17 protein-coding genes and 2 tRNA genes are annotated in these 20125 nt (G+C 43.9%); 11 read left to right on the plus strand and 8 right to left on the minus strand.

Annotated elements, in window-relative coordinates:
- Positions 1 to 3 precede the first annotated feature (3 nt).
- Both rfbA and GJU82_RS10030 read right to left on the minus strand, forming a co-directional pair.
- Entirely contained in the window at positions 4 to 885 is an 882-nt protein-coding gene (gene rfbA, locus GJU82_RS10025; protein WP_153632017.1) for a glucose-1-phosphate thymidylyltransferase RfbA, read from the minus strand.
- Between the two features lie 165 nt (positions 886 to 1050).
- Positions 1051 to 2007, minus strand: coding sequence for a UDP-glucuronic acid decarboxylase family protein (locus GJU82_RS10030; protein ID WP_153632018.1), 957 nt, complete (start codon positions 2005 to 2007; stop codon positions 1051 to 1053).
- Positions 2008 to 2306: 299 nt separating this feature from the next.
- On the opposite strand from GJU82_RS10030, the gene rpsA reads away from it, so the two are divergent.
- The 4 genes from rpsA (at position 2307) to GJU82_RS10050 (ending at position 6960) form a co-directional block, all read left to right on the plus strand.
- A complete protein-coding gene (gene rpsA / locus GJU82_RS10035) occupies positions 2307 to 4187 on the plus strand; it encodes a 30S ribosomal protein S1 (protein WP_153632019.1) in 1881 nt (626 codons plus the stop codon).
- A 37-nt stretch (positions 4188 to 4224) separates the two neighbouring features.
- The gene (locus GJU82_RS10040) at positions 4225 to 4572 is read left to right on the plus strand and encodes an STAS domain-containing protein (RefSeq protein WP_153632020.1); all 348 of its coding nucleotides are present in this window, start codon (positions 4225 to 4227) and stop codon (positions 4570 to 4572) included.
- A gap of 75 nt (positions 4573 to 4647) precedes the next feature.
- Positions 4648 to 5565: a ribonuclease Z gene (locus GJU82_RS10045; RefSeq protein WP_153632021.1), complete on the plus strand. Its 918-nt coding sequence runs from the start codon at positions 4648 to 4650 to the stop codon at positions 5563 to 5565.
- A gap of 135 nt (positions 5566 to 5700) precedes the next feature.
- On the plus strand, positions 5701 to 6960 hold the full coding sequence (locus tag GJU82_RS10050; RefSeq protein WP_153632022.1) for a C1 family peptidase: 1260 nt from the start codon (positions 5701 to 5703) through the stop codon (positions 6958 to 6960).
- A gap of 34 nt (positions 6961 to 6994) precedes the next feature.
- Here GJU82_RS10050 and GJU82_RS10055 read toward each other — a convergent pair whose 3' ends face one another.
- Positions 6995 to 8416: an ATP-dependent RecD-like DNA helicase gene (locus GJU82_RS10055; RefSeq protein WP_153632023.1), complete on the minus strand. Its 1422-nt coding sequence runs from the start codon at positions 8414 to 8416 to the stop codon at positions 6995 to 6997.
- A gap of 87 nt (positions 8417 to 8503) precedes the next feature.
- On the opposite strand from GJU82_RS10055, the gene GJU82_RS10060 reads away from it, so the two are divergent.
- The 5 genes from GJU82_RS10060 to GJU82_RS10080 all read left to right on the plus strand — a co-directional run bounded on the left by GJU82_RS10060 (position 8504) and on the right by GJU82_RS10080 (position 10890).
- Positions 8504 to 9145: a hypothetical protein gene (locus tag GJU82_RS10060; RefSeq protein WP_153632024.1), complete on the plus strand. Its 642-nt coding sequence runs from the start codon at positions 8504 to 8506 to the stop codon at positions 9143 to 9145.
- Positions 9146 to 9155: 10 nt separating this feature from the next.
- Complete coding sequence (locus GJU82_RS10065) at positions 9156 to 10007, plus strand: DUF3822 family protein (RefSeq protein WP_153632025.1); 852 nt, start codon at positions 9156 to 9158, stop codon at positions 10005 to 10007.
- Complete coding sequence (locus tag GJU82_RS10070) at positions 9998 to 10543, plus strand: RsmD family RNA methyltransferase (protein ID WP_153632026.1); 546 nt, start codon at positions 9998 to 10000, stop codon at positions 10541 to 10543. Before GJU82_RS10065 ends, GJU82_RS10070 begins: the two co-directional genes overlap by 10 nt.
- Positions 10544 to 10713: 170 nt before the next feature.
- Positions 10714 to 10790 (plus strand) — tRNA-Asp (locus tag GJU82_RS10075).
- A 26-nt stretch (positions 10791 to 10816) separates the two neighbouring features.
- Positions 10817 to 10890 (plus strand) — tRNA-Asp (locus GJU82_RS10080).
- Between the two features lie 127 nt (positions 10891 to 11017).
- Here GJU82_RS10080 and GJU82_RS10085 read toward each other — a convergent pair.
- The 5 genes from GJU82_RS10085 to GJU82_RS10105 form a co-directional block, all read right to left on the minus strand.
- Positions 11018 to 11953: a metallophosphoesterase gene (locus GJU82_RS10085; protein ID WP_153632027.1), complete on the minus strand. Its 936-nt coding sequence runs from the start codon at positions 11951 to 11953 to the stop codon at positions 11018 to 11020.
- 133 nt (positions 11954 to 12086) lie between these two features.
- On the minus strand, positions 12087 to 13310 hold the full coding sequence (gluP, locus tag GJU82_RS10090) for a glucose/galactose MFS transporter (protein ID WP_153632028.1): 1224 nt from the start codon (positions 13308 to 13310) through the stop codon (positions 12087 to 12089).
- 30 nt (positions 13311 to 13340) lie between these two features.
- Positions 13341 to 14630: a galactokinase family protein gene (locus tag GJU82_RS10095; protein ID WP_153632029.1), complete on the minus strand. Its 1290-nt coding sequence runs from the start codon at positions 14628 to 14630 to the stop codon at positions 13341 to 13343.
- 18 nt (positions 14631 to 14648) lie between these two features.
- Entirely contained in the window at positions 14649 to 15704 is a 1056-nt protein-coding gene (locus GJU82_RS10100) for a UDP-glucose--hexose-1-phosphate uridylyltransferase (protein WP_153632030.1), read from the minus strand.
- A 93-nt stretch (positions 15705 to 15797) separates the two neighbouring features.
- Positions 15798 to 16814, minus strand: a complete 1017-nt coding sequence (locus GJU82_RS10105; RefSeq protein ID WP_153632031.1) for a GntR family transcriptional regulator — start codon at positions 16812 to 16814, stop codon at positions 15798 to 15800.
- A 125-nt stretch (positions 16815 to 16939) separates the two neighbouring features.
- Between GJU82_RS10105 and GJU82_RS10110 the strand changes: the two genes are divergently transcribed.
- On the plus strand, positions 16940 to 17989 hold the full coding sequence (locus GJU82_RS10110; protein ID WP_153632032.1) for an aldose epimerase family protein: 1050 nt from the start codon (positions 16940 to 16942) through the stop codon (positions 17987 to 17989).
- A 170-nt stretch (positions 17990 to 18159) separates the two neighbouring features.
- On the plus strand, positions 18160 to 20076 hold the full coding sequence (locus GJU82_RS10115; RefSeq protein WP_153632033.1) for a long-chain fatty acid--CoA ligase: 1917 nt from the start codon (positions 18160 to 18162) through the stop codon (positions 20074 to 20076).
- Positions 20077 to 20125: the final 49 nt, after the last annotated feature.

Genomic DNA, 20125 nt, shown 5'->3' on the forward strand with positions numbered 1-20125 from the left:
CAGTTAAAAAGGTGCATTTTTTTGATTGGCCAGACGCAACAGGTACTGGCCGTATTGATTTTTCTTCAACGGTTCAGCCAACGCAAGTAACTCTTCGCGGCTAATCCATCCTTTATTAAAGGCAATTTCCTCGAGGCAGGCCACTTTTAATCCCTGGCGTTGCTCAATGGTGGCGATAAAATTCGATGCCTGGACCAGGCTCTCATGCGTTCCGGTATCGAGCCAGGCCATGCCGCGTCCCAGCAATTTCACACGCAACTTGCCTTCATCGAGGTACAGCCGGTTCAGATCGGTAATTTCCAGCTCGCCCCGCCCTGAAGGTTTCAAGGTTTTTGCTTTTTCGACTACATCGTTGGGATAGAAATAGAGACCGGTTACCACATAATTTGATTTTGGATCGTCCGGTTTCTCTTCCAGGCTAAGGACTTTGCCATTCTCGGCAAATTCCACCACGCCGTAACGTTCCGGATCGTTTACATAGTAACCAAAAACAACGGCTCCTGCCCGGTATGCAGCAGCATCCCCGAGCATTTGACTAAGCCCGTAACCGTGAAAAATATTGTCGCCCAAAATCAGGCAAACGTCATCGTTTCCAATGAATTCTTCACCAATAATAAACGCTTGTGCCAGTCCATCAGGCGATGGTTGTTCGGCATAAGTAATCTGAAGCCCCAACTGACTTCCGTCGCCCAGCAAATTTTGAAAATAATTTTTGTCGGATGGGGTGGTAATGAGGAGCACTTCCCTGATACCTGCCAGCATCAACACCGACAAAGGATAATACACCATTGGTTTATCGTAGATGGGCAGTAGCTGCTTCGAAATGCTTTTGGTAATTGGATACAGACGTGTGCCTGAACCGCCTGCCAGGATAATTCCCTTCATATACTTTCCATTTTTTTGGTCAGGTGAAATCCGCCGGATTGTTTTCAGCAACAGCTAAATATCAGAATTACCTGAACAATCAGGCGGTTTCGACAGGCTAAAGGTACGAGTATTTGAAAAAGATCACAGGAAGAGTATTCTGAAACATATTATTCAGCCCGGAAATCACAGCTTCGGTTCACCGCGTTGGAGCATTTTCTCGAAATAGGCAACGGTATTTTCCAAACCTTCCCGAAGCTGGATTTTTGGTTCCCAGCCATTTAATTTTTCTTTCGCCAAAGTAATATCCGGTTGACGTTGCATGGGGTCATCCTGCGGAACAGGAAGATGAATAATTTTTGAAGACGAACCTGTGATATCCAGAATTTCCCGGGCAAGTTCAAGCATTGAAAACTCGTTTGGATTTCCTACGTTTAACGGCCCGATAAAATCATCCGGTGTGTTCATCAGGCGTACCATTCCTTCAATTAAGTCATCCACATATTGAAAACTCCGGGTCTGACGACCATCACCATACACCGTAATATCTTTCCCGGTTAACGCCTGAATGATAAAATTGGAAACCACGCGGCCATCATGCGGGTTCATGTGTGGCCCATAAGTATTGAAAATACGAATGATTTTAATGCGAACATCATTCTGCAAATGGTAATTCATCATTAGTGATTCAGCGCAGCGTTTCCCCTCGTCGTAACACGAGCGCGGCCCGATTGGATTTACGTTGCCCCAGTAATCTTCTGTTTGCGGATGAATTTGTGGATCGCCATACACTTCGCTGGTGGAAGCCTGCAGAATTTTCGCCTTGATACGTTTAGCCAAACCACACATATTGATAGCGCCCATCACCGATGTTTTAATGGTTTTTATCGGATTAACCTGGTAATGAATCGGCGAGGCCGGACAGGCCAGATTGTAAATCTCATCCACTTCGATAAAATAGGGCATCGTCACATCGTGCCGCACCAATTCAAAGTAAGGATTATCGAGCAACGGAAGTACGTTCCGCTTCGCTCCGGTAAGGTAATTATCGAGACAAATGACCTCATTTCCTTCATCGAGCAGCCTGTTGCACAAGTGTGAACCAATGAAACCGGCTCCTCCGGTTACCAGAATTTTTTTCACAAAACCAACTGTTTTAGTAAACCATCACGCGTACCGCCTTGTTGCATGCAATACAGGGATTGGACCCGAGGCAGTCGCGGAGTAGCAAAGTTACAAAATAAAGGTACATGACGTAAAGCGACGCACGACCAGGACAAGAAAGGAAGACTACCGGATAACAATCTCATCAATACCGCTGCAAACCTCCGACTTTCAGTAAAAAACAGGCCCAAAGATTTGATTTGTTGGGTTTATGTTCTAATTTTGCGGCGCATTCAAAATAATGTCTAATTTATAAAAAGTTACAAGCTTAACATTACATGAGCGAAAACAAAGAAAATCAGGAACAAACCGAAGCAGTAAACCAGGCTGCCGAAGAAGCTAAAGCCGAGAAGGTGGAAGCGAAAAAAGTTACCTCAAAAGAGGCTGACGAAGATTTTGACTGGGATGCCTTTGAAGGAACATCTCAGAAAGCCACTGGCGAGAAAAAAGATGAGATGACTGCTCTGTACAACGACACACTTTCTGTATTACAGGAAAAAGAAGTTGTTGACGGAAAAGTAATTTCACTGAATAAAAGAGAAGTCGTTGTTGACATCGGCTACAAATCGGATGGCATCGTTTCACTGAACGAATTCCGCTACAACGCTGACCTGAAAGTGGGCGACACAGTTGAGGTATATGTTGAAAGCCTCGAAGACCAGAAAGGTCAGTTAGTCCTCTCACACAAAAAAGCCCGCGCACTGCGCAGCTGGGATCGCGTAAATGCTGCGTTGGAGAAAGACGAAGTAATTACCGGTTACATCAAGTGCCGCACCAAAGGTGGTATGATTGTCGACGTATTCGGTATCGAAGCCTTCCTTCCCGGTTCGCAAATCGACGTGAAACCCATCCGTGACTACGACATTTATGTTGGAAAAACCATGGAATTCAAAGTGGTTAAAATCAACCAGGAATTCCGTAACGTGGTTGTTTCACACAAAGCACTTATCGAAGCTGAACTCGAGCAGCAGAAGAAAGAGATTATTTCGAAACTTGAGAAAGGCCAGGTTCTCGAAGGAACCGTCAAAAACATTACCTCTTACGGAGTATTCATCGACCTGGGTGGCGTAGACGGTTTGATTCACATTACCGACCTGAGCTGGGGCCGTGTTTCGCACCCGAGCGAAATCGTACAGCTCGATCAGAAAATCAACGTGGTTATTCTCGACTTCGATGATGACAAGAAACGTATTGCACTTGGCCTGAAACAGCTGACCCCACATCCGTGGGATAACCTTAGCGCCGAACTGAAAGTGGGCGACATCGTGAAAGGTAAAGTGGTTGTCCTGGCTGATTACGGAGCATTTGTTGAAATTGCCCCCGGTGTGGAAGGACTGATTCACGTTTCAGAAATGAGTTGGTCCCAGCACCTGCGTTCTGCACAGGACTTCCTGAAAGTAGGGGACGAAGTAGACGCTATGATTTTGACCCTTGACCGCGAAGAGCGCAAAATGTCTCTGGGTATCAAACAGCTGAAACCGGATCCATGGGAAAAAATCGACGAGAAATACTCTGTTGGGTCACAACACACCGCACGCGTCCGCAACTTCACCAACTTTGGTGTATTTGTTGAAATCGAAGAAGGTGTTGACGGCCTGATCCACATCAGCGACCTGAGCTGGACCAAGAAAATCAAACACCCGTCAGAATTTACTTCTCTCGGTGCCGACATCGAAGTGGTAGTTCTCGACATCGACAAAGACAACCGTCGTTTGAGCCTTGGTCACAAGCAACTGGAAGAAAACCCATGGGATGTATTCGAAACCATCTTCACTGTTGATTCTATCCATGAAGGTACCGTTATCGATATCTTCGATAAAGGAGCGGTAATCTCATTGCCTTATGGTGTTGAAGGTTTCGCTACTCCTCGTCATCTGGTAAAAGAAGACGGTTCGCAGGTGAAACTCGACGAGAAACTGGAATTCAAGGTAATTGAGTTCTCCAAATCAGCTAAACGCATCATTCTGTCACACTCACGTGTATACGAAGATATGAAGAAAGCTGAAGATAACGCCAAGAAGAAAACTGCAAGCAAGCAGTCTCAGAAAGGGATGAAAAATGTCAAAGACAACCTGGAGAAAACAACCCTTGGTGATATCAGTGAACTGGCTGCACTGAAAACCCAGATGGAGAAAGACGAGAAAAAAGACAATGATTAAGAAATGGTAATTCATCATAATTTCTTATCTTGCATCGATGAACTTTGATACGCAGAATAAAGAAGGCTACACCGTTATACAGGTGCACAACGAAAGACTCGATAGTCTTATCGCTCCCGATTTAAAATCGGAACTGGTATTGGCAACGGAAAATGGGCAAAAGAACATTGTCCTCGATATCAGTACGTGTACATATTGCGACTCTTCGGGCCTGAGCGCCCTGTTAGTAGGCAATCGGCTTTGTGAGAACGTTTCGGGACAATTTGTCTTGTGCGGGTTGACACCGATGGTTGACAAGCTGATAAAACTGGCTATGCTCGACACGGTTCTGACCATCACTACCGATGAAAAGGAAGCCAGTAAACTGCTCAATAAAGATGCATAAGTCTTTTCAGATATAAAGAAAGCCCGGTTTGAACAAGCCGGGCTTTCTTTTTATATTTGGTCAAACATCCATTGTATGATCCCGTTTACCGTCACCATTCTTGGAAGCAGTTCAGCCCTCCCAACATCCCGACGTTTCCCAACATCCCAGGTTGTTACCCTCAACAATCAGCCTTACCTGATCGACTGTGGAGAAGGCACACAGATTCAGCTCAGGAAATACAAAGCCAAAATTGGAAAACTCAATCATATTTTCATTTCGCACCTCCACGGCGACCATATTTTCGGTTTGCCCGGTTTGCTTTCGACCATGTCGTTGCTCGGGCGGAAAAATGACCTGCACATTTATGCCCATTCACCTTTACAGGAAATACTCGATTGTCACTCCACTTTCTTTCGCAGCGAAATGGATTTCCGCATTGTCTTTCATCCACTCAACTTCAAACGTCCGCAGGTAGTCTTTGAGAACAAAAAGATAAAAGTAGAGTCATTCCCGCTGAAGCATCGTGTTCCCTGTTGCGGCTTCCGCTTTAGCGAACAACCAAAACTCCCGCATCTCCGCAAGGATAAACTGGAAGAACTTGATATTCCGCTAAAAGATCGGGTAAAAATAAAAGAAGGAAGTGATTTTATGCTTCCCGATGGTCGGGTCATTCCCCATAAAGAATTAACCATACCAGCGGAGAAACCGCGCTCCTACGCCTTTTGTACCGATACAATTTATCACGAACCAGCTATTGCATCAATCCAGGGAGCCGATTTACTTTACCACGAAGCCACATTTGCCGACGACATGGCAGATTGGGCCCACAAAACGTATCATTCCACGGCCGGCGAGGCCGCAACGATGGCACAAAAGGCGGCAGCGAAAAAACTGATCCTGGGACACTTTTCAGCCCGTTACAACGACATTCAGCCTCTCGTAGATGATGCACAAAGCGTTTTCCCGGAGAGTTATCCGGCTGAAGACGGAACTACATTTGAAATATTCTGAGCATTTTCTTTTATCAAAAATCTCTATTTTTAGGATCTTTAAAAATAAATTCTGTCGAACAGGTCATAATGTTCCTCTTTTTAGCGGTGCATTCTGACCTGTTGCAGGGGAAACGATAATCAAATACAAACTTGCATGAAAAAAATAATTCTTTTAGCAGCTGTTTTGCTGGCTTCGGCCAATTTGTTTGCACAGGATCGCGACAAAGGCAAAATGGTTGAAATTCCCCAGGGGAAAGGCTATTATTACCAAACCATCATGAAAGATGTAACGGCTGTCAACGATTCGTTGGATAAAAAGGCGCCTTACGATCACTTCGAGATGGACCAATCGGGAATGAAGCTTCCCAATAAAGTAAACCTTTACCAACGTGAATGGGCCAATCCGCCTATTTCGCAAGGAAACACGGGTACTTGCTGGGATTTCTCCACCCTTTCGTTTTACGAATCGGAAATTTACCGCACCACCGGTAAAAAAGTGAAGCTGTCGGAGATGTACATGGTATACTGGGAATATGTAGCCAAAGCCCGCCGCTATGTAGAAAAACGGGGCAACTCGCTGTTCGATGAAGGTTCGGAAGGAAATGCAGATGCCCGTTTGGCTAAACAGTACGGTTTGATGCCTGAATCGGCTTACACCGGCCTGATTGACGGTCACAAATTTCATTCGCATGCCAAAATGTTTGCAGAGATGAAGAGTTACCTCGAATCGGTGAAGAAGAACAACGCCTGGAACGAAAAAGAGGTGCTGGCAACCATCAAAGATATTATGAACCACTACATGGGCGTTCCCCCGACACATTTCATGGCCGATGGCAAAGATTATACGCCAATGGATTATATGAAGGAAGACCTGAAACTCGATCCGAACGATTTCGTGGAAATCCTTTCGTACAAGCAAAAGCCTTACTGGCAGAAAGTGGAATACGAAGTACCGGACAACTGGTGGCACAGCAAAGAATATTACAATGTACCGCTTGATGTTTTCATGAAAATCATCCACGATGCAATTCGCGAAGGTTACACCATGAGTATTGGCGGCGATGTTTCGGAAGCAGGCTTCTCGCGTGACACACAATGTGCCATTGTGCCCGATTTCGATATTCCATCGGCATACATCAATGACGATGCCCGTGAATTCCGCTTTGCCAACGAAAGCACGACGGACGATCACGGTATGCACCTGGTCGGTTACCTCGCGAACTTCAATGGTGATGGAAAAGACTGGTACCTGATTAAAGATTCCAGCTCGGGTTCACGCAACAACGATCCGAACGCACCGGAGTTTGGCTATTACTTCTTTAGCCAGGATTATGTGAAGCTGAAAATGATGGGCTTCACCATCAACCGCGCTGCGGTAAAAGATATTCTGACGAAATTCGACGATAAGAAATAAAACACGAAACGGGAGCTTTTTTAGTTCCCGTTTTTTATTCCCCAAAAAATTCTTTTCGGAAGTTAACCAGGTAAAGTCGTTCGGTGGGGCGTGTAAAGGCTGTGTACATCCAACGCAGGTATTCGCGGTCAATCATCTCTTCGGTAAGGTAACCGTGATCGACAAAAACAGCTTTCCACTGTCCGCCCTGCGCTTTGTGACAAGTTACCGCATAAGCAAACTTCACCTGCAACGCATTGAAATACTCGTTTTCGCGAATCTTTTCCCACCGTTGCCGCTTATTGCGGATATCCGGATAATCTTGCGCAACCGCTTCGAACAAGCGCTTATTTTCAGCAGATGTAAAGGACGCTCCGTCGTGCATTAACGTATCCAGAAAAATTTTGCAATCAATTTCCACATCTTTGTAATCAATAAACCGCAGCGTTACATTCGCAAAGCGGAAACCATACAATTCTTCATATTTTCGTATCCGGAGGATTTCAGCAATATCTCCGTTTGCAATAAAATCCAGTTCTTCAATTTCCCTTGCCCAATAATAATTGTTCTTCACCACCATCAGCAAGTCCCCGGTAGAAAGTTCCTCCTCGCGGTAAAGAACAGTTCGGCGGATACCTTCGTTAAACTTGTTGGCCCGTTTATTGGAGCGGGTAATAATCATGGTTTCTTCCATACCATATTTACCATAACACGAAGAAATTTCCTCTATAAGCTCATCCCCACTCAACCGGATAATATCGTCGAATTCTTCTGTTTCAATGGGCCAGAAGCCGTATTCATCCTCTTGGTCCAGCAGGTTCCTTATTTGCGTAGCATTGTGAAGAATTCCGGAATCGGCCTCCTGTCTCACCACATCGGAAAGCTCACTCGTCAATACTTCCAGATTATAATATTCGAGTTCTTGCGAATAAAGTGCCGGACTCATATCCAATCCCACCGGAGGCAATTGCGCCACATCGCCAACCAGAATTAAACGGCAATTTTTACCTGAGTACACATACTCCACCAGGTCATCGAGCAAATGGCCCGACCCAAAGATTGAACTCTCCTGTCCCAGATTCGAAATCATCGAAGCTTCATCAACAATAAAAACAGTATCCTTATGAAGGTTACGGTCGCGGGAAAATCGTCCGGTACCGTCGGCAGATGATTGTTGTCTGTAAATCTTTTTGTGTATCGTTAGGGCACCCGCGCCGGCATAGTGCGACAAAACTTTGGCAGCCCTCCCGGTAGGTGCCATTAAAACAGTTTTAATTTTCATACCCGACAAAACTTTCACCAGCGCACTGACCACTGAGGTTTTACCTGTACCCGCATACCCTTTCAGAAGAAATACACTATCGCCATGGGGCGAAGTGATGTACCCCGAAAGCCGGTCAATCGTTTCTTCTTGACTTTGAGTTGGTTCAAAACCTAATGCTTCGTATATTGAGTTCTTAACGTGGTTTTTTAACATATCACAGAAATTAAGCCAGTTCCACGCCTCAAGATTTATTTTTTTTTTTAAATTTGCAGGCAAACCAACAAATTCATTCGGAAAAAAATGAAGAAAATATTACTACAAGTTTTTCTTATCATTGCAGCAATAGTGCTGGCTTATATGATTTACGACACCATTCGTAAGCCGATTGATTTCGAGAAAGCGAAAAGCAAACGCTATGCGGCGGTCATCGATAAACTGAAAGACATTCGTAAGGCAGAGCTGGCTTACAAAGATGTGAATAATAAATTCACCGGTAGTTGGGATACGCTGCTCACGTTCGTGAAAGACGATTCATTGCCGATGGTACGTAAAATTGGTTCTTTGACTGACTCAATGGTTGATGCTGGCTGGACTGAAGAAAAAGCTTTAAGAGAAGGTAAAATCATCCGTGATACCGTTAAAGTTGCAGTACTTGACTCTGTATTCGGTAAAAATTATCCGATCGACAAATTGCCGATTATCCCTTACACGAACAATAAAAAATTCTACCTGGGTGCAACCAAGGTGAAAACCGGTTCGGGAATTGATGTTGCCGTTTTTGAAGCCCGTGCACACAATAACATGATCCTGAATCAGTTGAAAGACGAATACGAACAGGAAATCATCAATCTGAATGAGAAAAGCAGGGTTGACGGAAAATACCCGGGCTTGAAAGTTGGTTCACTTACCGAAGCAAACAACAATGCAGGAAACTGGGAATAATGTTTAGCTAATGCGGGATATTCGTTTTATCGACAAAACATTTGATAGTACCCAATCTTTACTATATCATTTATCCATCCAGATTAGTCTGGATGGATTTTCTTTTTGTATACTCGACATTCCCAAGGGGAAGTATATCCTGCTCCGAAACCACCCGATATTCCTGAAAAGACCGCGTCTATTGCTAAACCGGTTGAGAGATGTAATAGAAGAAGAGGAACTTTTCAATCCCGAATACAAGAGCATTGACATCATCTATTCCACCCGGAAGTCGACACTTGTTCCCGAAGGCATGTACTCGCGGGGGACCGCTGAGAAATTTTTCGCTTTCAATCATCCGCTGGAAAAGAATTTTACCATCGAAAAGACGCATCTGCATAAAGCAGAGGCTTGGTCGCTTTATGAAATTCCGGTCAACTTCCGCGAATTCCTTCTCTCCAGGTTTCCCAAAGCAACACTCAGGCATCATATCTACCCAATTGTTGAAAGTGCGTTAAAACGCAATAAATCGCAGACAGACCGGGTCGAAGTTCATCTGAATTTCTTCCGGCACGATTTCGATTTAGTTGTCATTGAAGGGCCAAAACTCAGATTATACAACAATTTCACCTACCGGGATGAAAATGATGTGCTGTACTACGTGATGTATATATTCGAGCAACTCAAGTTAAACCCGGAGAAAGCGAATGTGATTATTTCAGGATACATTTCCCGGATGGCACCGCACTACCATTTACTAAAGAAGTACATTCGGAAGGTGTCCTTTGCTAAACTCGATACAACCTACCAATACAGTTACACCTTTAACGAAATTCCCGAACACTATTACGCACCCCTGTTAAGTTTATATCGATGCGAATAATCGGCGGAGAATTCAAAGGAAGGCATTTCAGTCCCGGTTCCAACTTTAAAGCAAGGCCAACAACCGATTTTGCCAGGGAAAACCTGTTCAACATTCTTATCCACAAGATTGATTTGGAAGAGATGTCCGTGTTGGATTTGTTTGGCGGAACGGGGAGCATCACACTGGAGTTCGTTTCACGCGGATGCGGAAAAGTTACCTGCGTGGAAAAAAACTACCGCCACTTTTCGTTTATCCAGTCAACGGTTAAAACACTCGGTGCTGAAAAGGCAGTTCACCTGATAAAAGGCGATGTATTTCGCTTCCTTGAAAAGAGTGCAGGAAAGTATGATCTAATATTTGCCGATCCGCCATATGCTCTTCCCAACCTGGAAACCTTGCCCAACCTGATATTCCAGCATGAGTTGTTGACATCCGGGGGTATTTTCATCCTGGAACATGGAAAAGCAAACCATTTTGAGTCACATCCCCGTTTTTCAGAATTGCGTAAATATGGAAGTGTTCATTTTTCAATGTTTTCACAAGAAAAAGATTAAGTATCTTCATCGAATCGTTTCCCTGTTTATTTACGGAAAATTGGTAAAAAAAAACGGGGATAGATTTGCAGTTAAAGAAACAAGCTATATATTTGCATCGCCTTTAAAAATAAGGCAGGGCACAATGTCCGGTTCTTTCATATTTTGTGAACGTTTTCCTGAAAACACACGGTCTGGTAGTTCAGTTGGTTAGAATACATGCCTGTCACGCATGGGGTCGCGGGTTCGAGTCCCGTCCAGACCGCCAATAAAAAAATAAAGGAAAACGATTTTGGTCCGGTAGTTCAGTTGGTTAGAATACATGCCTGTCACGCATGGGGTCGCGGGTTCGAGTCCCGTCCGGACCGCAAAAGCCCCGGAATTATTTCTGGGCTTTTGTGTTTTATGAAGTGCCCACATCCATCCTGTTCAGCGATACGCTCCCATTCCATTCAACAATTCACAGAAGATGTAAGCGAGCCGGATCAGACCATATCAATCCTCCACGGAAATCAAATGCTCCTCCGTTAATATTTTCTCGCCTTTCCAGCGATAAGCAGTCAATTTTCCGGTTGTTGCTACACAACTGTCTACGCAGCATAGATTGGACTGCGGAATAGCACAGCAACCGGAAAGGCAATAGTGTCCAAAGAATACGGGTGGCTGGTCTTCGGAGTAAGGTTCAAAACGCGGAATAATTTCCGGAGGGACCGAATAATCAGGCAAAACAAACTTATTGCCAAAAGACAGGCTTTTGAATGTTTTCCCGGCAGGCGGTTCCCACCAGTTCATCCGGAAAGTCCTCCGGGGCATTCCCCGGGTGTCTTTAACAATCAAATCAGCCGGAGTGCGATATTCAAGGCCCTTCAGTAAGTGATAAATTACTTCCGATGCAGGATGGCCGTTTTCATGTATATCCCGGAGGAAGCGCTTCTTTAGCCTTTCATTTGGAAGGGTTTCCTTCAAATAATCAATTTCAGCATCATTCCAATAAGCATGCGCCACCCGGATTTCCCCCAGATCGAGAAAAAGAGGCAGCGTCCGCAACCACTTCAGGTAATCTTTCCAAAGCGCTTTATCGTTTTTAAACTGATTGAGTGTTTTACTGATTTGGTTTCGGTTGCCGGAAATATGCCGGCCCAGATACATTCCTCCTGAATCCTTTATATGATATAAAACAGCCGCATATTCATGGTTTCCCAGAATAGCATGAGCAGTTCCGGCTTCGACCATTCCCCTGACAATTTCCAGGGTTTCCCTGATCTCTGGTCCGCGGTTGATAAAATCGCCTACAAAAACAGCCATGCGTTTCTTATGCCGCCAAATCCCGTCGATTTGCTCATAGTTGAGTTTTCTGAGTAACTTCTTCAACAGTTCAGCGTAACCATGTACATCACCAATGATATCGTAGAATGGAGTTGTATCCTTCATGGGCAGTAAAATTAAAAAATATTTATTGGAGAATATAAAACAACAGACAATCTCTTTATGTATAGTCGACTTGACCAAAAAGGCCGCCTGTGTAACATACAGACGGCCTCGACTATTTTTGGCTCACAATAAATTAAACAGTGCGGATTTTCGACCCTTTGGCCGCAAAGAAAATCAGATAGAGATAATAGATGAACAGTAAGCTAATAGCAGCAATAATGCCTAAATAATCCTGAACGGCCCCCATCATGGGAGTTAGGATAGCCGCACCAATTACCGCAGTAGAAATCACTCCGGATGCCACTTTGGCAAGTGGCCCCAAATCTTCCAGCGCCAGACTGTAAATGGTAGGCCACATGATAGAGTGGAACAAGCCGGTACCCAGGAACAGTATCAGGGCAACCTGTCCTGCATTAACGCCAATAGACAGTGAAGCACCTAACAAGATAATACCACCGATGGCACACAAGGTAAGAATCTGGCGGGCAGTGAACCGACGAAGTATGAAAACACCGGCTAAACGGCCAACCATCAAACCACCCCAGTAATATTTCAACATGTCGGTACGCTCAATAGCTGATAGATGAAGGCCGAGCTCCCTGGAATAATCAGCAAAGAAACTGGGAATACCAATTTCAATTCCCATATAGAAGAAAATAGCCAGGGAACCTAACCAAACGTGCGGATATTTGAATGCACTAGATTTGTATTTCTTCGGCTTAATTGCCTGATCTTTATCCTCTTCTTCAATTTCAGGAAGTTTCAGAAAAAACAGGATAACCAAAATAACCACAGCAATAATTGCCAGGACAACAAAAGGTTTTTGTACCTGCGTTGGTTCCATCACACCTGATGAGCCGCTGTCAGAAATAATCAACATTGATACAAAAATCGGGGCAATAACGGTTGCCACTGAATTCAGGAAGTTAGCGAGCGTCAAGCGGCTTGCAGCAGTCTTTTCGGGGCCGAGAGCATTTACATAAGGATTGGCCACGACCTGCAGAATCACAATTCCAACAGCAAATATGGCAACACCAAATAAGAATGGAATGTACCCAACTGCTACTAGTGGAATACATGAAATTACCCCAACGGCAAGCAGGGCAACCCCCAGCAATACACCTTTTTTGTAACCAATCCGGTGGATAAGAAATCCTACAGGAATAGACAAGGCATAGGCACCATAAAAAAATGAATTCGGTAATTGTTTCAATACTTTTCCGTTGGGGAGATTATCAAGCCTGAATGCATCCTTTAGAAAGTCGATCATCGAATTGTTCATGGTAGTCATGAAGCCAATCATGAAGAACAGTGCCGACATGACTATCAACGGGAACAAATACTTATTTTTACTCATTTTGTATAGTTTAAGATTTCGTATTATTGATTAGAGCTCTAACTTAATCGAACCTTTCGAGCGAATGAATAAAGTATGGCATTTCCCTTTTCCGTACACGTGCTCTAATGTTTTAACGTATTCGGCCAGCTTATCTTGTGGAACAAAGGCCTGAATGGTACCACCAAAACCACCACCGTGAACACGCCAGGCTCCGCTTCTTTTCAAAACCAGTTCGCTCAATGCCAGGGCCAATGAAACAACTTGTTCATCTTTATGGACGACGTCAAAAATATTTTGGTTGTACATGTAGGAACTGTATCCCGATTCCACAACCATTTTCAGAAACGCCTGAAAATCGTTCTTCTCCAGTGCAGCAACCTGATCGACCACGCGTTGATTGTCACCATGGAAGTGAATCGCCCGAAGAATAGCACGGTCACCAGTTTTTTTGCGAATTTCCGGAATCTTATCAATTACTTGCTCCAGCGTAACCTCCCGAAGCACTTTTGCTCCCAGCTCAGCAGCAACTGCTTTCATTTCGGTTGGCAACGATGCATATTCAGCTTGTGAAGCAGGGTCGTCATGGCCGCCGCCAACATCGGTAATAACCAGTGCAAAACCCGTCGAAACAAAATCAAAGTCAACTTTTTTTACAATTGGGTTCGCCGGATCCTTAAAATCGATTGTAATCAAACCGCCAACGGAACAAGCTGTCTGATCCATCAAGCCACAAGGCTTTCCAAAAAAATTGTTTTCAGACCATTGACCGATCATGGCGTTTTCAACAGCGCTCATCTTTCCATCATTAAATAGATGGTTAACTATGGCACCAATCAAAACTTCAAAAGAGGCAGATGAACTCAGGCCTGAGCCTTTAGGGACACGGCCTTCAATGCAGGCATTGAACCCGTCTATTTCAAAACCATTTTCTTTCATTCGGGCACAAATCCCCTTAACCAACGAAGACGAAGTATAAAACTGTGATCCGTCAATACCAAGGTTGGAAAGATCGACCTGAAATTCTGGATACCCGGCAGATTTTATTTTGATAATATTGCTGTCATTTTTGGCAGCCACAGCAATCATATCCAGGTTAACAGCTCCGGCCAAAACCCGGCCGTGATTGTGGTCGGTGTGGTTCCCGCCAATTTCGGTACGCCCGGGCGAGCTGAACAATTCGACATCGTCCTGTCCGTACATTTTTTTAAACTCGTCCATTAAACGGGCGTACCGGTCAGCCTGTTCACTTAACGTTTCTGCGTTCGTTCCATACAATTCGTTGAACAACGAGTTCTCCCCACCATTTATTTTTTCAATTAATGCACTAATCTTTGCCATAGTTTTATTGAAGTTTAATTATTTATTGATTTGCGCTTTATAATGTACATCCGACAGGTCACGCAAGCGTTGTGCGGCCTGTTCTGCCGTAATATCACGCTGCGGGGTTGCCAGCATTTCGTAACCCACCATGAATTTTTTTACCGTGGCCGACCGCAACAATGGCGGATAAAAATGCATGTGCAAATGCCATTCCGGATGGTGTTTGCCATCAGTAGGTGCCTGGTGCAATCCGGCAGAATAAGCAAATGACGTTTCAAACAAATTATCATATTTCACTGTCAACTTCTTGTAAATATCAGCCAGCCCATCTCTTTCATTTTCGTTTAACTGAAGAATGTTTTGAACCGGGCGTTTGCTGATAATCATTCCTTCAAATGGCCAAACTGCCCAATAGGGTATAAGAGCAAGAAAGTAATCGTTCTGAACAAGTAGCCGTTCTTCTTTTTCCAGCTCTGCCTGCAGATAATCCCCTAATAGTGTCCGTCCATGCTTTTCGAAATATGCTTTCTGGGCAACCGATTCCTTTGCTGGCTCGACCGGTACTGATGAAGAAGACCAGACTTGACCATGCGGGTGAGGATTCGAACAGCCCATAATAACTCCTTTATTTTCAAAAATCTGGACATAATTAACAAAGTCTTTACGTCCCAGTTCCTCATACTGCTCGCACCAAACATCTACAACTTTGCGGATATCTTTCACGTCCATTTCGGGGATAGTCTGACTGTGATCTTCACTAAAGCAAATTACCTTGCAAATTCCACTTTCACTTTTAGCCTGAAAAAGATCGCCCTCATCCACCCCTCCATCCGGAGTATCGCTCAATAAGGCACTAAAATCATTAGTAAAAACAAACGTTCCTTTATAATCCGGGTTTTTATGTCCCCCTGCCCTTTCATTACCGGCACATAAATAGCATGACGGGTCGTATTTGGGCCTTTCGCCCACCAACGCCTTTTCAACTTGTCCCTGCCACGGCCGTTTTGAGCGGTGGGGAGAAACCAATATCCATTCATTTGTCAACGGGTTTAACCGGGTGTGCGGATGATCTTTACTGTTAAAATTACTCATTTCCTCAATTTTTATCCAACTGGTAGGTACTGGTAGGCTAATTTATGGATAATTGTTATTTTCCCTGACCAATTTTTTGTGTTATAAAACACACTACAATGATTTTCGCCGGATCAACGAAGATGGATTACTTAACTGTAATTTGGAACGGTCCGAGATCATCTTGGCCAACGTTTTTCCCATTTGCACAAAATCCGTTGAAATTGTTGTAATTCCACCAGCAACAACTTCCTTCAAAACCGTGTCGTTAAAAGAAACCAACCCCAAATCTTCACCCAATTTCAATTTCGCTTCGGCTGCTTTCTTCACCATTCTCACCAGGTTCCGATCCGACATCACGAAGTAGGCTTCTCCCTTTTTCACTTTCCGGTTACTAAGCGAGTAAATAACCTCGTATTCAATTTCATTTTCTTCACAAAAGCGTTTGAAACCATCAACCCTTCCTTCCGGTTCCTTCCCACCCGGAAAATGCATCACCAGCCGATCGTACTTTTTTAGCAGATCTTTTCCATCCTGCAGTGCATCAATAACATCCTGTTCAAAGTCCTGATAAATTACGGGGTACCCTTCCAGATCGGCTTTTTCCCGATCGAGAATATAAACCCTATCGTGGGGAAGATGGCGAATTACCTGGTTCGTATTATCGAAGGTGGCAGGCATAATCACATACGCGCTGTATTTTCCTGCGGCTTCCGTTACCAGTTTTTCAAACAGGTTGAAATTAAAGTGATGAAAGTATATATCGACACTGGTTTTGTTGTCCAGCTGGCTGGTAAACGAATTATACAAATCTTCTTTAAAGACATTTAATTCGTCGAAAAGGACAAATATCCGCTTCTCATAATCGAGGACCGTACTGTCTATATAATATCCCTTCCCAGGAACCGAAGACACAACTCCTCTTGCTTTCAATTCATTAAGGGCAACCATTACGGTGTCACGCGATAAATCAAACGATTGACATATTTCATTCAGCGAGGGAATTTTGTCACCCTTTTTCAGGTTTCCCTGTTCAATTGCCTTATAAACCGAACTAATGACTTGCCTGTATTTTGGAATACCGGCATTTTCGTCAATCTGGAATATATGCTTTAATTTCACGTAATTCATGACCAAAAACAATATATTTATTAACTACAAAGGTGAAAAAAAATGCATAATTTTACGACTGGTACCTACCAGTATGTTTAAATTTACGCAAAATTTTTAATGAAATACTCTAATCCAATAAGCCCATGGAATTAATACGAGAAGAATTCGGAAAATCAACTAAAGGGGAGAAAGTTTTCCTTTACAAACTACGTAATGACAATGGAATTACCGTCAACCTAACAAATTACGGCGCCATCATTACATCGATCGAAACTCCTGACAAGAAGGGGAAATTCGACAATGTAGTACTGGGATTTTCATCACTGAGTGATTATTTAAGCAAAGAATATCTCGATAACTGCCCGTATTTTGGATGTGTTGCCGGACGGTATGCCAACCGGATTGCTAAAGGCAAATTCACCCTCGATGGAAAGGAATACACATTAGCTGTAAATAATGGCCCAAATCACCTGCATGGGGGAATAACCGGTTTTGATAAAGTACTGTGGGCACCACACAAGATTGAAAAACCCGACATAATAGGCGTTGAGCTGAAATACCGCAGTGTTCATATGGAAGAAGGCTATCCTGGCAACCTGGATGTAACCGTTATTTATACCCTGAACCACAAAAACGAGTTTGGGATTGAGTACAAAGCTGAAACCGATCATCCAACCGTGGTTAACCTGACAAACCACATATACTTCAACCTAACGGGAAAACAGGAAAATATTCTGCACCACAACCTGAAACTCCATACCGGTCGTTGTACCGAAACCGATGAAACCCTCATACCTACCGGGAAAATAAACGAGGTAACCGGAACCCCATTCGATTTTACTGAAGAACGTGAACTGGGCTCAAAAATTAAGGAGCTGAAAGATGGGTACGATCTGAATTTTGTACTGGATAGCGATGGGAAAAAGTTGAAAAAAGCAGCTGTATTGTCGGAAGAATCGACAGGAAGGACCCTTGAGGTATTGACAACCGAACCAGGAATTCAGCTTTACACTGGTTATTATATCCCAAACATAAAAGGTAAAAACGGCGAACAATTCGGTCAGTATGCTGGTGTTGCCCTCGAAACACAGCACTATCCTGACTCTCCAAATCATCCGGATTTTCCATCCACAGAGTTACGGCCCGGTGGCCCGTTCCATTCGAAAACCGTCTATCGCTTTGGCACGAAATAAATAACATACCCGCAAACAACAGCCTGAATACACAAAATCAGGCTGTTTCACGTTTATTTCAGGCTTTAAAATATTTTTCTGATTACCGGAAATTTCCATAATTTTGGATCTTGCTTAACAAAAAAAATTCCTTTACTCCGGTTTCCGCCGATAGAAAAAACAAACAACCGATGAAGACACTGATTGAGCTCTTTGAGCAAAGCGTCGCTAAATTTCCTGACAATCCCCTACTTTGGGAAAAAACAAAAGACAAATACGAACCTTCCACTTACCGTGAAATTCATGAACAAGTTCATCACTTCGGAGCCGGGCTTCTTTCCAAGGGGCTCGAAATGGGTGATCGGGCCGGACTTTTATCCGAAGGCCGGAATGCCTGGTTGGTGAGTGAATTGGGCATACTGTATTGCGATGCTATCAATGTCCCATTGTCGGTAAAACTGGAACCCTCCGAACTCAAATTCAGGCTGGAGCACTCCGGTGCACGAATGGTTATTGTTTCAGGTCAGCAGGCCGAAAAAATCGAAAGAATCCGACATGAGGTTTCTACTCTGGAGAAAGTCATTTACATCGATGGAAAAGAAAATCCGGGACCGAACGATCTCAATTACGACGATCTGGTTAAGGAAGGAAAAGCTTATCTCAGTGATCCGGAAAAGAAAGCAACCTTCGAGCTTATCTGGCAAGGCGTTCAACCCGATGATTTGGCCAATATTTCGTACACTTCCGGAACGACTACCGATCCAAAAGGCATTATGCTTTCGCACCTGAACTATTCAGCGAACGTGGCACAGTCTAATTCATTAATGGACATTGATGAGAGTTTCAGGACGTTGGCCATTCTTCCGTGGGACCACTCATTTGCGCACACTGCCTGCCTCTATAGTTTCATGGTAAATGGCGCCAGCATTGGTTCAGTGCAAATTGGCCGTTCACCAATGGAAACGTTGCGAAATGTTCCGAACAACCTCAAAGAGCTGAGACCAACCATTATGATGAGCGTTCCTGCTCTTTCGAAGAATTTCCGGAAAACCATCGAAAAAAATATTCAGTCAAAAGGAAAAACAGCCGAAAAGCTTTTCAAACAGGGACTAAAAGTTGCCTATGCTTATAATGGCGATGGTTGGAACAAAGGCAAAGGCTGGCGTGCATTCATGAAACCAGCAGTCACCTTCTACGATAAAATTTTGTTCTCCAAAATCAGGGAGGCCTTTGGTGGCGAATTGAAATTCTTCATAGGTGGCGGTGCTTTACTCGATATTGAGCTCCAGCGCTTTTTTGCGGCCATCGGCGTACCAGTATGTCAGGGTTACGGACTATCAGAAGCATCTCCGGTTATCTCCTCAAACGCGTTGCATGCCATCAAATTTGGTTCATCCGGAAGGTTGGTAAAGGATCTTGAATTGAAAATCAGTGACGAAGATGGCCAGGAGTTACCAGTCGGTGAAAAAGGCGAAATCGTCATTAAGGGCGACAATGTTATGGTAGGCTACTGGAAAAACCCGAAAGCCTCAGCCGAAACATTGAAAGATGGCTGGCTACATACAGGAGACATGGGCTATATGAGCAAAGATGGATTTCTTTATGTACTGGGGCGTTTCAAGAGTCTGCTGATTGGAAACGACGGTGAGAAGTTCAGCCCGGAAGGCATTGAAGAAGCATTGGTCGACCAATCAGAATTTATCGATCAGGCGATGCTATATAACAACCAGGACCCTTTTACTTCCGGAATGTTGATTCCCAATATTGCCGCCATCAACCGGAAATTGCAAAAGATGAACATCGAGCCGGGAACGGAAGAAGGCAATCAACAAACGCTGGAAATTATCAAACAGGAAGTGGATGCATACCGCAAAGGCGGAAAATACGAAGGTGAATTTCCCGAACGTTGGCTACCGGCCACAATTGCCGTTCTTCCGGAAGCCTTTACCGAGCAAAATCATTTGATGAACAGCACCATGAAAATGGTACGTGATAAAATCATCGAATATTTCAGTAAAGAGCTGGAATTTCTCTATACCGCTGAAGCCAGAAATATCATCAATCCGATGAATATGGAAGCAGTCGCCAAATGGAACGGAACGCTGTAAACAACTAATTCGTATCCGGAATAGGTCAACCTAAAATTGAACGATTCCG

Origin of the sequence: Prolixibacter sp. SD074 (assembly GCF_009617895.1) — a bacterium.
Taxonomy (GTDB): Bacteria; Bacteroidota; Bacteroidia; order Bacteroidales; family Prolixibacteraceae; genus Prolixibacter.